The sequence below is a fragment of the Sphingomonas sp. Leaf231 genome (genome assembly GCF_001421995.1).
GTDB lineage: Bacteria > Pseudomonadota > Alphaproteobacteria > Sphingomonadales > Sphingomonadaceae > Sphingomonas.
Map to the genome: position 1 here is coordinate 42,813 of NZ_LMLS01000004.1, position 13,950 is coordinate 56,762.

At 69.4% G+C, this 13,950-nt stretch carries 12 protein-coding genes; 3 read left to right on the forward strand and 9 right to left on the reverse strand.

The window, feature by feature from the left end; translation table 11 throughout:
• Window positions 1-3 precede the first annotated feature (3 nt).
• The 7 genes from addB to ASE95_RS13290 all read right to left on the reverse strand — a co-directional run bounded on the left by addB (window position 4) and on the right by ASE95_RS13290 (window position 9,770).
• Entirely contained in the window at window positions 4-2,982 is a 2,979-nt protein-coding gene (gene addB / locus ASE95_RS13260; RefSeq protein ID WP_056637088.1) for a double-strand break repair protein AddB, read from the reverse strand.
• A complete protein-coding gene (locus ASE95_RS13265; protein WP_235528322.1) occupies window positions 2,975-3,730 on the reverse strand; it encodes a nucleotidyltransferase family protein in 756 nt (251 codons plus the stop codon). The genes addB and ASE95_RS13265 overlap by 8 nt, the downstream gene beginning before the upstream one ends.
• Window positions 3,727-4,710 (reverse strand): aminoglycoside phosphotransferase family protein, encoded by a 984-nt coding sequence (locus ASE95_RS13270; protein ID WP_056637717.1) that lies wholly within the window; start codon window positions 4,708-4,710, stop codon window positions 3,727-3,729. Before ASE95_RS13270 ends, ASE95_RS13265 begins: the two co-directional genes overlap by 4 nt.
• Entirely contained in the window at window positions 4,707-5,162 is a 456-nt protein-coding gene (tsaE, locus tag ASE95_RS13275; RefSeq protein WP_056637094.1) for a tRNA (adenosine(37)-N6)-threonylcarbamoyltransferase complex ATPase subunit type 1 TsaE, read from the reverse strand. The genes ASE95_RS13270 and tsaE overlap by 4 nt, the downstream gene beginning before the upstream one ends.
• Window positions 5,159-7,495 carry a sensor histidine kinase gene (locus ASE95_RS13280; protein ID WP_056637097.1) on the reverse strand — a complete coding sequence of 779 codons (2,337 nt, stop codon included), beginning with the start codon at window positions 7,493-7,495 and terminating at the stop codon, window positions 5,159-5,161. The genes tsaE and ASE95_RS13280 overlap by 4 nt, the downstream gene beginning before the upstream one ends.
• Window positions 7,496-7,631: 136 nt before the next feature.
• The gene (gene ahcY / locus ASE95_RS13285) at window positions 7,632-9,059 is read right to left on the reverse strand and encodes an adenosylhomocysteinase (RefSeq protein WP_443025464.1); all 1,428 of its coding nucleotides are present in this window, start codon (window positions 9,057-9,059) and stop codon (window positions 7,632-7,634) included.
• A gap of 150 nt (window positions 9,060-9,209) precedes the next feature.
• Window positions 9,210-9,770 carry a YqgE/AlgH family protein gene (locus ASE95_RS13290; protein ID WP_056637103.1) on the reverse strand — a complete coding sequence of 187 codons (561 nt, stop codon included), beginning with the start codon at window positions 9,768-9,770 and terminating at the stop codon, window positions 9,210-9,212.
• 96 nt (window positions 9,771-9,866) lie between these two features.
• Between ASE95_RS13290 and ASE95_RS13295 the strand changes: the two genes are divergently transcribed.
• From ASE95_RS13295 to ASE95_RS13305, 3 genes are all read left to right on the forward strand, one after another.
• Complete coding sequence (locus ASE95_RS13295; protein WP_056637106.1) at window positions 9,867-10,346, forward strand: peroxiredoxin; 480 nt, start codon at window positions 9,867-9,869, stop codon at window positions 10,344-10,346.
• Window positions 10,347-10,416: 70 nt separating this feature from the next.
• Entirely contained in the window at window positions 10,417-11,847 is a 1,431-nt protein-coding gene (locus ASE95_RS13300; RefSeq protein ID WP_056637109.1) for an AMP nucleosidase, read from the forward strand.
• A 74-nt stretch (window positions 11,848-11,921) separates the two neighbouring features.
• The gene (locus tag ASE95_RS13305; RefSeq protein WP_082450141.1) at window positions 11,922-12,392 is read left to right on the forward strand and encodes a hypothetical protein; all 471 of its coding nucleotides are present in this window, start codon (window positions 11,922-11,924) and stop codon (window positions 12,390-12,392) included.
• 360 nt (window positions 12,393-12,752) lie between these two features.
• On the opposite strand, the gene ASE95_RS13310 is transcribed toward ASE95_RS13305, so the two are convergent.
• Window positions 12,753-13,511, reverse strand: a complete 759-nt coding sequence (locus ASE95_RS13310; RefSeq protein WP_056637112.1) for an alpha/beta fold hydrolase — start codon at window positions 13,509-13,511, stop codon at window positions 12,753-12,755.
• Entirely contained in the window at window positions 13,492-13,938 is a 447-nt protein-coding gene (locus tag ASE95_RS13315) for a GFA family protein (protein WP_056637115.1), read from the reverse strand. The genes ASE95_RS13310 and ASE95_RS13315 overlap by 20 nt, the downstream gene beginning before the upstream one ends.
• Window positions 13,939-13,950 lie beyond the last annotated feature (12 nt).

Genomic DNA, 13,950 nt, shown 5'->3' on the forward strand with positions numbered 1-13,950 from the left:
CGATCAGGCATCGCGACCATACCATTCGTCGCGGCGCATCAGCTGGTCGTACTCCGCATAGGGCGCGAATTCCGGATGCAGCTTGGCGGTGAACGGCTCCTCGCCGGTCAGCCAGCGCGCTGCCGCTTCGGCGAAACTGTCGCGCGCGGCACGGACGAAATCTTCGGTGACGATCCGCCCGCCCTTGCCCGCCGGATCGGCGGGGCTGGACACCGCACCGAAGGCGTCGCCCTTCTTGGCGAGCGACCAATATTCGAATGCGGTCGCGTGCCCGCCGATGCCCGCAAACCCGCCTTGCTCCGCGATCGCGCCGAGCAGCCCCAGTTGCAGGTTGAACCCGCCACGCACCGCCGCGACCGACGGGGCCTTGCCCGTCTTGTAGTCGACGATGCCCAGCCCGCCATCGGGCATCCGGTCGACCCGGTCGAAGCGTCCGGTCAATTCGATCCCCGCCAGCTCGGCGGTGCCGCGCCCTTCGACCGCCAATACCTCGCGCCCCGCGGCGCGATCGGCGATGGTCCGCGCCGCCACCCACTCGAACGCCGCGATAAGCCGCGGCTGCCACAAGGCCCGCAACAGCGGATGCGTCGACGGATCGGCCAGCAACATCAGCGCGCGGGGCAACAGGCGCTCGGGATCGCACGCATCCTCGCGCGCCCATGCCTCCAGCACGCCGTGCACCGCCGTCCCGCGCCATGCCGCGCTGGGATCGGCATCGACCGCGTCGAGCGGCGACAGCTTCAGGATGCGCCGTGCGTAGAAAGCGAACGGGTCCGCCTTCAGCCGATCGACCTCGGTTACCGAGATCTGGCGCGGGCGCAACGCCTTGCGCGGCATCGGTGCAGGGCGGTCGACCGGCGTCGGCACGGCAATACCGTCCAGCGTGCGTGCCCATGCCGCCAGCGTGGCGTCGCGCGGGAATCGCTCCCCCGTCATCGCCTCCAGCCGCAACCAGAAGCGCGAGGCCAGCGCGGGCGAGCGCGCATCGCGGCGCGCGCGGGTCATCACGACTTCGCGCGCGCCCAGCGCCTGCCCGAAATCGTGCGCCGCCACGCCGATCCCGCGCTCCAGCCCGGGCAGCCCCAGGTCGGCGCGCACGCGCGGGGCCAGCCACGGATCGGGCGCGGGCAAGCCCGGCCACGTGCCTTCGTTCAGCCCGGACAGGATCATGAGGTCGGCCGATTGCAGCCGCGCCTCCATCAACCCATAGATCGCCAGCCGCGCATGTCGTTCACGCGGCAACAGCCGGATCGCGATCTCGTCCATCAACAGGCGCAGCAACGGCGCGAAGCCGGCGGGCGCGATCGTACGCGGTCCCAGCGGTGCCTGCGTTTCCAGTCCGGTCAGCAGGTCCGCCGCCGCGCGCCCCGCCGGGCCGCGCCACGCCTCGTCCCCCGCCAGCAGGTTCGCCGCCTCGCGCAGGCACGCGACCAGCCCCGGCAGTGTCGCGACCTCGGCACCGAAGCCGCGCGCCACCGGCTCCAGCAGCACGCGCGCCTCGCGCCACCATTCGGCGGCGCGCGCGCGCTCCGGCGTGGCGGCAAGGTGACGATCCAGCCCGATCAGCCCCGGTGCCGGGCGCGGCCCGCGCAGCGCACGGTCGAGCCGCCGCACCCCGTCGAGCCATTCGCCGCGACCCTCGCCCGCGCGGACCAGCGGATGCTTCAGCAGCGTCAGCAACGCCATCGGCGCAAAATCCTGTGCCGCCGCCTCGACGATCGCGGTCAGCAGCGTGCCCGGCGGCAGGATCGCCAGCGCGCGCCCGGCGCTGTCGTCGACCTCGATCCCCCAGCGTCGGCAATGCGCCGCCACCCGCCGCGCCAGCATCCGGTCCGGCGTGACCAGTGCAGCGGTCAGCCCGGGCGTCTCCACCGCCTCGCGCAATTTCAGCGCCACCGCCTGCGCCTCCTCGGCCGGCGTGGCCAGTTCGACCGCGGTGACGCCGGTCAGGCGGCGGTCGGCGGCATCCAGCGCGGTCCATTTGGCGGTGAAGCGCGCCGGGGCCAGCGCATTGGCGATCGCGCGGCCGCGCGCGGCGGTGGCGTCATGCTCGCTCGCGGCGGCCCAGCGCGACACCTCCGCGCGATCGGCCCCGATCCGCTCCAGCAACAGTTTCAGGTGGAATTGCGGATGCACCTCGATCGCGCGTCGCCGCAGCCCGGTGGCCGGATCGGGATCGTGCGGCCCCAACGCCGTCCATTCCTCGTCCGCCATCGTCAGGTCCAGGTCGGCGAACACCACCATCCCGCGCGGCATGCCGGCGACGACGCGCAGCAGCCGTGCGACGGCGGGTGCCGGATCGGTGATGCCGGCCGCGCACACGAACCCCGCCGGGGGCACGTCACGCCACCGCGCCGCCTGCCGGTCGAGCAGGTGGATGCGGCGCTCGGCCGCGTCGATGCAGCCCAGCCGCTCGCGCTCCGCCGGCCAGCGATCAAGCAGGATACGGAACAGGCGCAGCGCGGTTTCCCAATGGTCCGACAGCCCCTCTCCGGGGTCGATCGCGGCCAGACGCGCGGGCGGCACTTCCTCGACGATCAACTGGTCCAGCGTGCGCGCCAGTTCGCCCGCCAGCCGCACCGCCTCGGCCGCATCGACCGGGCGGCCGGCGGCGGCGCGTTCCTCCTCGACCAGCCGCGCCAGGATCATCCGCCGTTGCAACGGATCGACCGCGGGCGGCAACGGCGGCACCGCGTCGGCGGGGTCCAGCGCGGCCCCGACGCCGGCGTCGAGTTCCTCGCCGCCCAGCGCGACGATGCGTGGCAGCAGCAACGCGCCGCCGCTGGCGCGCACGAACGCTTCGCGCACCGCCAGCCCGCCACGATTGTTGGGCACCAGCACCAGCCCGCGCGCCAACGCCAGCCGGTCGTCGCCGTACCGCCGCAGCAGCCCGGCGACCAGCGCATCGGCAAACGCCCGGTGTGCGGGAATGGTATGGAGCCGCAGCCCCCGCCCGCCGGTCGCGGCGGGCGCGTCAGCCATCGGCGAACAGCGCCTCGGTCCGTGCCACCGCCGCGGGCACGTTCACCTCGGACCACAAGCCCTGGTGCACCAGTCCGAACGCCCGACCGGCCTCAATCGCGCGGTTCCAGAACAGGTTGGTGGAAAACGGCCCGTCCGGGCAGTCGCGGATCAGCCGCGGCGATACGATCTGCACGCCGGTGAACACGAACGGCGCGACCCGGCCGGGCTTGCGCCGTCCGCTGATCCGCCCGTCGGCGGCAAGGTGGAAATCACCCTGTCCCGCATGATTGTGCGCACGTGCATAGGGCACCATCAGCAGCAGCGCGTCCATCGTCGCGTCGTTCCAGCGATCGGCGAGCTGGCGGATCGCGTCGGTCGGCCCGTCGAGCCACAGATTGTCGCTGTTGACGACCAGGAACGGCTCGTCGCCCAGCAGCGGCAATGCCTGCGCCAGCCCGCCCCCGGTCTCCATCAATTGCGGGCGTTCGTCGGACACGACCACCTCGATCCCATGGACGCGGTGGCGCAGATGCGCTTCCAGCGCGTCGGCGAGATAATGGACGTTCACCACCGCCCGCTCCACCCCGGCGGCGCGCAGCCGGTCGAACGTGTGATCGATCAGCGTGCGTCCGCGCACCTCGACCAGCGGCTTGGGGCGGGTGGCGGTCAGCGGGCGCATCCGCTTGCCGATGCCCGCCGCCATCACCATCGCGGTGCGCGGCACGCGCTTGCCGGGGTCGGGGCGGATGTAGCGCGGGCGCGTCACGCGACACCCCGCGCTTCGGCGATGCGCAGCGGGTCGCCGCGCCATTCGGGCGGGATGTTGTCGTCGAACCAGCGCGCGACCGGGGCCAGCGCCGGCTCGCTCAGGTCCCGCTCCAGATACGCCCACACGCGCGGGCACAAACCGGCGTAGCGCGGCTTGCCGTCACGCTTCCACAGCCGTGCGAAGATGCCGACGATCTTGGCGTTCCGCTGCGCACCCAGCACGTGATAGGATCGCATGAAGTCGTCGCCCTCGCCCGTCGCGGCGCGATAATGCGCGAGCATCCGCTCCTCCAGCGCCGGATCGACGTCGCGCCGCGCATCCTGCAACAACGAGACGAGATCATAGGCCGGGTGGCCAGCCAGCGCGTCCTGAAAATCGAGCAGTCCGAGCGAGCGCTTCTCACCCACCAGCATCAGATTCTCGGCGTGATAATCGCGCAGCACCGTGACCGGCGTCGCCGGCTCGGCATGGTGGAGCACCTTCTCCCAGGCGGCGCGATAACCGTCCGCGTCGACCGTCATCCCGATCGCGGGACAATACCAGTCGACCAGCAGCCCGGCCTCGCGCAGCAATTCGGCACGATCATAGGCGCGCCACGGCCCGGCAGGCTCGGCACGCAACGCCACCAGCAGATCGACCGCCGCCGCGTACAATGCCACCGCATCGTCCGCATCGGCATCAACGGTTTCGCGCAGCCGCACGTCGCCGAAATCCTCCAGCAGCACCAGCCCGCGCGTCAGGTCGACGGCATGGATCGTGGGCGCCGCGAACCCGCGCTCTTTCAGCCATGTCGCCACCGCAAGGAACGGTCGCGGATCTTCATGCGGTGGCGGCGCGTCCATCAGGATCGCACGCCGCGCGCCGGCGTGGACGCGGAAGTAGCGCCGGAACGACGCATCGCCGGCCAGCGGCTCGATGCGCGCGCCGCTCCATCCATGTGCGTCGAGAAAGGCGGGCGCGTCCGTCGGCGGTATCATCGTGGCCATCGCCCGTCCCAAGCGGCGGGCGCGGCCCAAGTCAAGCGACGCGCGCCATCATCGGTCGTCGCGATGGCGATCGCCAGCGCATCGGGCCAATGCCCCGCACCGGCGCGCTCCGGCCATTCGACCAGCAGCGCCGCGTCCAGCCGCGCCTCCTCCAGCCCCAGTTCGGCGATCTCGGCAGGATCGTCGAGCCGGTACAGATCGATGTGCAGCACGGGCACGCGCACCTCCGGCGGGTCATAGGGCTGGACGATCGCGAACGTCGGGCTGGGTGCCTCGCCCGCCAGTCCCAGCGCCGCCAGTACGCCGCGCGCCAGGCTGGTCTTGCCCGCGCCCAGCCCACCCGTCAGCGTCACCACGTCGCCCGCGCGCAGGATCGCCGCCAGCCGCGCGCCGAACGCCGCGGTCGCGTCCGCGTCGGCCAGCACCTCCTCGCCGCCCGTCATCGCCGCGGCAGGTCGACGGTCACCACCGTCCCCGTATCGGGCGTGCTGACCAGCGCGATCGTGCCGCCATGCGCCTCGACGAATTGCTTGGCGAGCGGAAGGCCCAGCCCCAGCGCCCGTTCCCCGGCGGCGGACACACCCTCGCCCGCGAACCGATCGAAGGCGCGGCCGACCTGTTCCGGCGTCATGCCGGGGCCGTCGTCGGACACCACGATCCGCGCGGCGCGCGCGTTGCCGTCGACCAGCAATCGCACATGTCCGTTTTCGGGCGCGGTGCCGATCGCGCGACGCAACAGATGCTCCACCACCTCGCGGATGCGCCGCGCATCGCCGGTCAGCCGCCCGGCGGAGCGCTGCACCTCGACGGTCAGTTCGATCTGGTGGCGTTTGGCGGTGGCGCGCAGCGCGTCGGCTGCGGCGCGCGCCACCGCCGCCACGTCGATATCGGCCCGCTCCAGCGGGCGCGCGCCACTGTCGGTCGAGGTCAGATCCAGCACGTCGTCGATCAGCAGACCGAGCCGGTCGACCGAGTCGAGGATCGCGTCGAGATAGGCGATCGCATCGGTCGACAGGTCGCCGGCATAGCCGCCGTGAAGCATTTCCGCGAACCCGCTGATCGAGGTCAACGGCGTGCGCAATTCGTAGCTCATGTTGGCGACGAACGCCGTCTTGACCTGATCGGCCGCCTCCAGTGCGTCGTTGCGGTCGCGCAACGCCTGCTCCATCGCGCGACTGTCGCTGATGTCGAGCATCGTGAACAATGCGTTGCCATCGGGCAGCGGCACGGCGGCGAACTCGAACTGGCGCCCGTCGGCCAGTGCGATGTGACCCGCGCGCTGCTGGCGCTCGATCGTCGCCACGCGCACCAGCTCCGCGATCGATCGCGCCCGCCGCGGATTGGACAGCTTCGGGGCGACCTTCTCGGCGATCACATCCACGCGCGGGTGGCCGGTCAGGAAATCCTCGTCCAGATCCCACAACGCCCGGAACCGCGTGTTCCACAATTGCAAGCGTCCGTCCGCCGAAAACACGCCCAGCGCCTCGAACAGATTGTCGAACGTGGCGGTGCGCACGCGCAGCAAGGTGTCACGCGCGCTGGCCAGCTGGACCTGTTCGGTGCGATCCTCGAAGAACACCATCAATCCGCCGTCGGGGATCGGTTGCGCGACGACGCGCAGGTGCGTGCCGCCGGGCAGGTGCCAATTTTCCTCGACGGCGGTGTCCGCGCCGACGAACCAGGCGCGACGGTCAGCCTTCCAGCCGGGGAAGTCGCGGACCTCGGGCACGCGATTGGCCTCGCGCATCCGCTCCAGCACGCGATCGAACTCGGGGCGATCCGCCAGCCACTCCAGCCGCATCGCGAACATGCGCCGGAACGGCTGATTGCAGAAGATCAGGCTGCGGTCGCGCGCGAACTGCGCCACACCCGCCGACAACCGGTCGAGCATCGCACGCTGCGCCTCGGCGAACCGGCGTTCGCGCGCGTGGCTCTGTTCCAGTTCCTCGATATCGATCGCATAGCCCGCCACCCCGCCGACCGGCAGCGGCACGTCGTGGATGCGTAGCGAGCGCCGCGCGCCGCCGATCGTCGCCGGCAGCACGCGCTGTTGCGGACGCCCTTCGTCGCGAGCCAGCGCCGCGCCCGTCGTCGGTGTACCCTGCCCCGAATCGTCGACCAATTCTATGCCGCGCCCGACCACGTCACTGGCGTCGCCGCCCTCCACGGCGGTGACATAGGCGGAATTGACCATCGCCAGCTGCAGGTCGGTGTCCCGGTACCAGATCGGCAGCGGCGCGGCCTCCACCAGACCGGTAAGCGCGTCGAACGCGTCCGACAGATCCTCGAAATCCGCGCGCAGCCGCCGCATCTCGCCTTCACTGGCGGTGGAATCGTAGAACCACAGGATCACCGCTTCGCCGCACCGGTCGCCCTGCACGGTCAACGTGCGACCACCGTCGCGCGCGTGGATGGTGTGGGTGAAGTTGCGCGCGGAACGCTGGCACGCGACCAGCCCCTTCGACAACGCCTGCGCCTCGCTGGATTGCAACCCCCAGCCCGCGGCCTCCACTTCCTGAAGGTACGACGGGATGTCGCTGAACCCCAGCCAGTCGGCGACGCGGCGCGCCATCTCGATCCGCCCGTCGGGCGTGACCACCATCGGCTGGACCGGCGCCGCGGCGAACAGCGTCTCCATCGTGTCGCGCCCGCGCACCGCATCCGCCGCGCTGTTCCGCGCCCGCAGGCCCAGCGCGATCAGCACCACGCCGGCAACCACGAACAGCAGCATGACAGCGCCGACCACGATCGCGACGACGGGCGCGATCGAGATCATGGGACGAGCGCGGCAGACGACATGCTCACCTGTCTAGGGTCGGCGTGCCGTACCGGCAAGCCACCGGTCGCTTGGTCACGAAAAAGGGCGAGGCCAGCGGCCCCGCCCTTCTGCAATCGTCACCGTTGGGGAACGATCAATAGCGGTAGTGATCCGGCTTGAACGGGCCTTCCACCGGAACGCCGATGTAGCTGGCCTGCTTGGCGGTCAGCTTCGACAGCTGGACGCCCAGCTTGTCCAGGTGCAGCGCCGCGACCTTTTCGTCGAGGTGCTTGGGCAGGACGTAGACCTCGTTCTTGTAGTTCTCGGACTTGGTCCACAGTTCGATCTGCGCCAGCGTCTGGTTGGTGAACGATGCCGACATCACGAACGACGGGTGGCCGGTCGCGCAGCCCAGGTTCACCAGCCGGCCCTTGGCCAGGATGATGATCTGCTTGCCGTCCGGGAACTTCACCAGATCGGTGCCCGGCTTCACTTCCGACCATTCGTAGTTGCTGAGCGCCGCGATCTGGATCTCGCTGTCGAAGTGGCCGATGTTGCAGACGATCGCCATCGGCTTCATCGCCTTCATGTGATCGGCGGTGATGACGTCGGCGTTGCCGGTCGCGGTGCAGAAGATGTCCGCGCGCTTCACCGCCTCGTCCATCGTGACGACCTCGAAGCCTTCCATCGCGGCCTGCAATGCGCAGATCGGATCGACCTCGGTCACCATCACGCGCGCGCCGCCGTTACGCAGCGACTGCGCCGAGCCCTTGCCGACGTCACCGAAACCGGCGACGCAGGCGACCTTGCCGGCCAGCATCACGTCGGTGGCGCGACGGATCGCGTCGACCAGCGATTCCTTGCAGCCGTACAGATTGTCGAACTTCGACTTGGTCACCGAGTCGTTGACGTTGATCGCGGGGAACGGCAGCTCGCCCTTCTTCGCGATCTCGTACAGGCGATGGACGCCGGTGGTGGTCTCTTCCGACACGCCCTTCAGGTTCTTGACCGTCTCGGTCAGGTAACCCGGATACTTGGCGATGAACGCCTTGACCGAACGCTGGAACTCGACCTCTTCCTCGTTCTCCGGCTCGCCGAAGGTCGCACCCGCTTCCAGCTTGGCGCCCCACAGCGCGAACATCGTCGCATCGCCGCCGTCGTCGAGGATGATGTTGGCGGTCTGGCCGTCCGTATCGGCACCCCAGTTGAAGATGTCGCCGACGTAATCCCAGTAATCGGCGAGCGTCTCACCCTTTACCGCGAACACCGGGATACCCGCCGCCGCGATCGCCGCCGCGGCGTGATCCTGGGTCGAATAGATGTTGCAGGTCGCCCAGCGCACGTCGGCGCCCAGCGCGGTCAGCGTTTCGATCAGCACCGCTGTCTGGATCGTCATGTGCAGCGATCCGGTGATGCGCGCGCCCTTCAACGGCTGCGACGCACCGAATTCCTCACGCAGCGCCATCAGGCCGGGCATCTCCGTCTCGGCGATCGCGATTTCCGCGCGGCCGAAATCGGCCAGGCCGATGTCCTTGATGACGTAGTCGTTCTTCTCGATCACGGGGGCGGTTGCCACGGCGATGTCTCCAGTCTGTTGAGGCCGACCAAGGCGTGCAGGCACACCGATCGGCATCCGCGCGCCTTAGCCGCGATACGCGTCCGGAGCAAATATAAAGGTATCTTTATATGTGATCGGCCGCCTTCCGGCCCCGCCGCGCCGCGGATCGACCCGTCAGCTGTGCCCGCTCTGGCTGGACAGCAATCGCGGGTCCACGCCGGCGGCTACGAAGCCACGCGTCCACCGCTCGTTCACCGGCGTGTCGAACAGCATGTCCGGCGTGTCCGGCACGTTCAGCCAGCCGTGGCGCGTCAGTTCGGTTTCCAGCTGACCTGCGCCCCAGCCGGCGTAACCCAGCGCCACCAGCCATTTCGACGGCCCCTTTCCCGAAGCGATCGCGCGCAGCACGTCCAGCGTGCCGGACAATCGCCAGCGCCCCGCGACGTCGATCGTGTCCTGCCCGCCCCAGTCCGCCGAATGCAGTACGAAGCCGCGTCGCGGCTCGACCGGCCCGCCATAATGCACGGGTGCGTCGGGCGCCTCGCCCGGCGCGATCTCCAGCTGCTCCAGCACCTCGTGCAGGCCCAGGCCGTTGACGACCGCGCCCACGCCGACGCCCAGCGCGCCCTCGGCATCGTGGCTGCAGATCGCGATCACCGAATGCTCGAACCGCGGATCGCCGATGCCCGGCATCGCGAGCAGGAACTGGCCGGTCAGGAAGGTCGCTTGCTCCATGCCTCCGATCTAGGCGCTCGCACCGCGCTTGCCAAAGCTTGAAATTGCCGGCGGGCGTCGCCATCGCTGGCAGATACCCTAACCGGAGTTACGTTCATGACCATCGGCATCGGCGATTCCCTTCCCTCGGTCCAGCTGACCCGTCTGACCGCCGACGGGCGCGAGCCGGTCGATACCGCCAGCTATTTCAAGGGCCGTCGCGTCGCTCTGTTCGCCGTACCCGGCGCGTACACGCCGACCTGCTCGGCCAAGCACTTGCCCGGCTTCGTCGAAAAGGCGGACGCACTGAAGGCCAGGGGCGTGGACGAGATCGCCTGCACCGCGGTCAACGACCCGTTCGTGCTGGAGGCGTGGGCCAGGGCCAGCGATGCGAAGGGCGTGACGATGCTCGCCGATGGCAACGCCGATTTCGCCACCGCGCTGGGCCTCGACATGGATGGCACCAAGTTCGGCATGGGCCGCCGCAGCCAGCGGTACGCGATGGTCGTCAACGACGGCGTCGTCGAATCGTTGTTCGTCGAGGAGCCGGGCGAGTTCCGCGTCAGCTCCGCCGACCACCTGCTCGAAACCCTCTGATCCCGATCGCCCCGCCGTGCATGCGGCGGGGCGGCTTGCCGCATGCACGGCGACTATGTAACCGTCGGACATGACAGCCAACGACCTCGTCCGCGAACTCGACCGCCTCTACACCGCGTCGGTCGATCGACTGAAGGCGGCGATCACCGCCTATATCGCCGATGGCATCGTGCCGGACCGCGCCACGCGCAGCGACGGCTCGTTCGCCTATCCCGAAATACGGCTGCGGTTCGTCGGCGGCGATGGCCGCCCCACCCCGATGCGCTCGTTCGGGCGGCTGGTAAGCCCCGGCGATTATCGCATCAGCGTAACCAAACCGGCGGTGTTCGCCGATTATCTGGTCGAGCAACTGACGCTGCTGATCGAGGATTACGACGTCGAGGTCACGGCGGTTCCCGGCACGCAGGAGATCCCCTATCCCTATGTGATCGATGCGGGCCACGCGCTCAGCCTGGACGCAACCTCCGCCGCCGAGCTGGCGCGCTTCTTCCCTACGACCGAACTGGCGTTCATCGGTGACGAGATCGCCGACGGCCTGTGGGCGTCGATCGACGGCACGCGCCCGCTCGCCCTGTTCGACGGGTTGCGCACCGACTTCAGCCTGGCGCGGCTGCGGCATTACACCGGCACCCCGCCCGAACATGTCCAGCGCTACGTGCTGTTCACCAACTACCATCGCTACGTCGACGAATTCGTCCGCTGGGGCGCGCAACAGGTCGGCGAGGGCGGCCGCTTCACCGCGCTGTCCGGCCCGGGCGGCGTGCTTTTCAAGGCTGGCGACGACCCCGCGATGCTGGACGACAGCGCGTGGCGGCGGTTGCAGATGCCCGCCTATCACCTGATGGCCGACGACCGCACCGGCATCACGCTGGTCAACATCGGCGTGGGCCCGTCGAACGCCAAGACGATCTGCGACCATCTTGCGGTGATGCGGCCGGAGGCGTGGGTGATGATCGGCCATTGCGGTGGGCTGCGCCCGTCGCAGCGGATCGGCGACTACGTTCTGGCGCACGCCTACCTGCGCGACGACCATGTGCTGGACGACATGCTCCCGCCCGAGATTCCGGTGCCCGCGATCGCCGAGGTGCAACAGGCGCTGGCGCGCGCCGCCGAAACGGTGTCGGGGCAGAGCGGCGACGAACTCAAGCGTCGGCTGCGCACCGGTACGATCGTCACCACCGACGATCGCAACTGGGAATTGCGCTACGCCCGGTCCGCGTTGCGCTTCTCGCTCAGCCGCGCGGTGGCGATCGACATGGAGTCGGCGACGATCGCCGCACAGGGCTATCGCTTCCGCGTCCCCTACGGCACGTTGCTATGCGTGTCGGACAAGCCGCTGCACGGCGAACTGAAGCTGCCGGGACAGGCCAACCGCTTCTACGAACGCGCGATCAGCGAGCATATGCGGATCGGCATCGAGACGTGCGAGGAACTGCGGAGGGAGGGTGCGAAGCTGCACAGCCGCAAGCTGCGTGCCTTCAACGAGCCGCCGTTTCGCTGAGGGCGCGGAAACACTGCGGCATCCATGCGTTTCGCCCCCGAAATCATCGTCACGCAACGATAAGGGAGCAGATCATGGCCGACGACTCGACCGACACCCCGCCGGCGACCCCAGCGACTCCGCGCCGTCGCGCCCCGCGCAAGGCCGCCGCCCCCAAGGCGGCCAGCCCGCGCGCGACCAAGACGAAGTCGCCGAAGGCTGCGGAAAGCGGGGCGGTGCCTGCGAAGAAGCCAGCGGCCAAGCGTACCCGCACGACCACTGCCAAGCCGCGTTCCTCCACCGCGCGCAAGGCGGCGTCGCGCAGCGGTTCGGCGATCGACAAGGTCGGGGGCAAATGGGGCGCGGCGGCGATCGCCGGCGGCGTGGCCGCGATCGGAGCGGCAGCCACCGCGGCGTTGCTGACGTTGCGCGGCTCGACGCCGAAATCGCCGCGTCTGCCCGCACCCGACACCGCCAAGAAGGCGCACCAGCCCGACGGCAAGGATTCGTCGAAGTCGTTTGCCGCCGGGATCGCGGACGAGAACACGATCCCCGACAAGGCGTGACGCCGGATCGGTCGGTCGCCGACCGACCGTCGCGGATACCGTGCCAGGGTAGTTGCCGCGACTGGCGGACGGTGTGCACCAGCCAGCGCCTCGGCGCTTCTTACGGGGCCGCTCGGCGATGAAGATGATCCGCCTGTTCGGGCGACCCGCGCTCGCACGTCAAGGCGGATTTTTCTCTGGCTGCCGCACGGGGTGACGGGCTGATATCGATCGGCCGTCGGACCTCCGGGAGAAAACCAGCCCCTCCGCCGATCGTCACCGCGGACGCGATCCGGTGTCCCGCGATCTTCGCCGGGCGGGAACAGAAGCCCTGGGCCGGATCATATCCGGCGCAGCGATCCGATGTGGGAGCCCGAACGCCTAGTCCAGAAAGTCCGCGATCGCCTGCCCAAGTTCGGGTTTCGTCACCGAACTCATGTGGTTGCCAGGCACCTCGACAAAGCGCGCCTGCGGCAGTGCATCGGCCAGCGCCGGAGCCGAGCCATTGTCGTCGTCGTCCTTGCCGCACACCACCAGCACCGGCAGCACGATCGTGTCGAGTAACTCGGCCGGCGTCTCGACGAACGTGTCGATAATGCCGAGCAACGCCACCGGATCGCCCCCGGTGGTCTTCAGAAACGCCTCGGCCATCCATTCCGGGCTGCCGCGTTCGTGTTTGCCAAGGTTGGTCAGGATGTTGCGGAAATGTCCTGCGCGACGGTCGGCCCGGACGATCCCGTCCAGCCCCATCCCGGCGATCACCGCCCGCCGCGGCGTCGCGCCGGTCGCCAGCATCCGCACGACGGTACGCGCGCCCAGCGAATAACCGCCCAGATCATAATCGGTAAGGCCAAGATGCGCGATCAACGCATGGCCGTCGCGGGTCAGCGCGTCGGGCGGATAGGCGTCCGCCTCGTGCGGGCATGCGCTGTCTCCGTGTGCGCGCAGATCGGGCATGATGACCCGGAAGCCGCGCGCCGCGATGGCGGCGGCATGGCCGAACTTGATCCAGTTGGTGTGCGCGTCGGAAAAGAAGCCGTGGATCAACACCACCGGCCGCCCCTCGCCCATTTCGCGCCAGGCGATCCGCCGCCCATCGAAACTGTCGAAGAAGCGTGGTTCAATCGGGGAGCTTGCCACGCGTTTCCATCCACTTGCCAACAATATTGGGGAGTTCGTCGGTACGCTTGTCCGGCAGGTTCCGGGTATCGCACCACGCCTGATGCCGGCTTTCGACGCCGAAATGTCCGACCGGGCGCAGGCGATCCGCCTCGTCGAAACTGCCGACGGTCAGGTCCATCTGATCGGAACCATGGCCTTCGTAGGTCAGCGGCGTTCCGCACGCCGCGCAGAAGCCGCGCACCGCGATCTCCGAAGATGCGCGTCGGTCCGGCTCGCGCGTGACCCAGCGTACCGCGCCGCGCGGCACCTGCTTCAGCGCGGCGAACACTCCGCCGGTCGCGCGCTGGCACATGCGGCAATGGCACAGATACGAGTCTTCGTCGGTGACATCGACGCTGTAGCGCACGCCGCCGCACTGGCAGCCTCCGGTCATCGTGCGGATCATCGCGCCGATTTA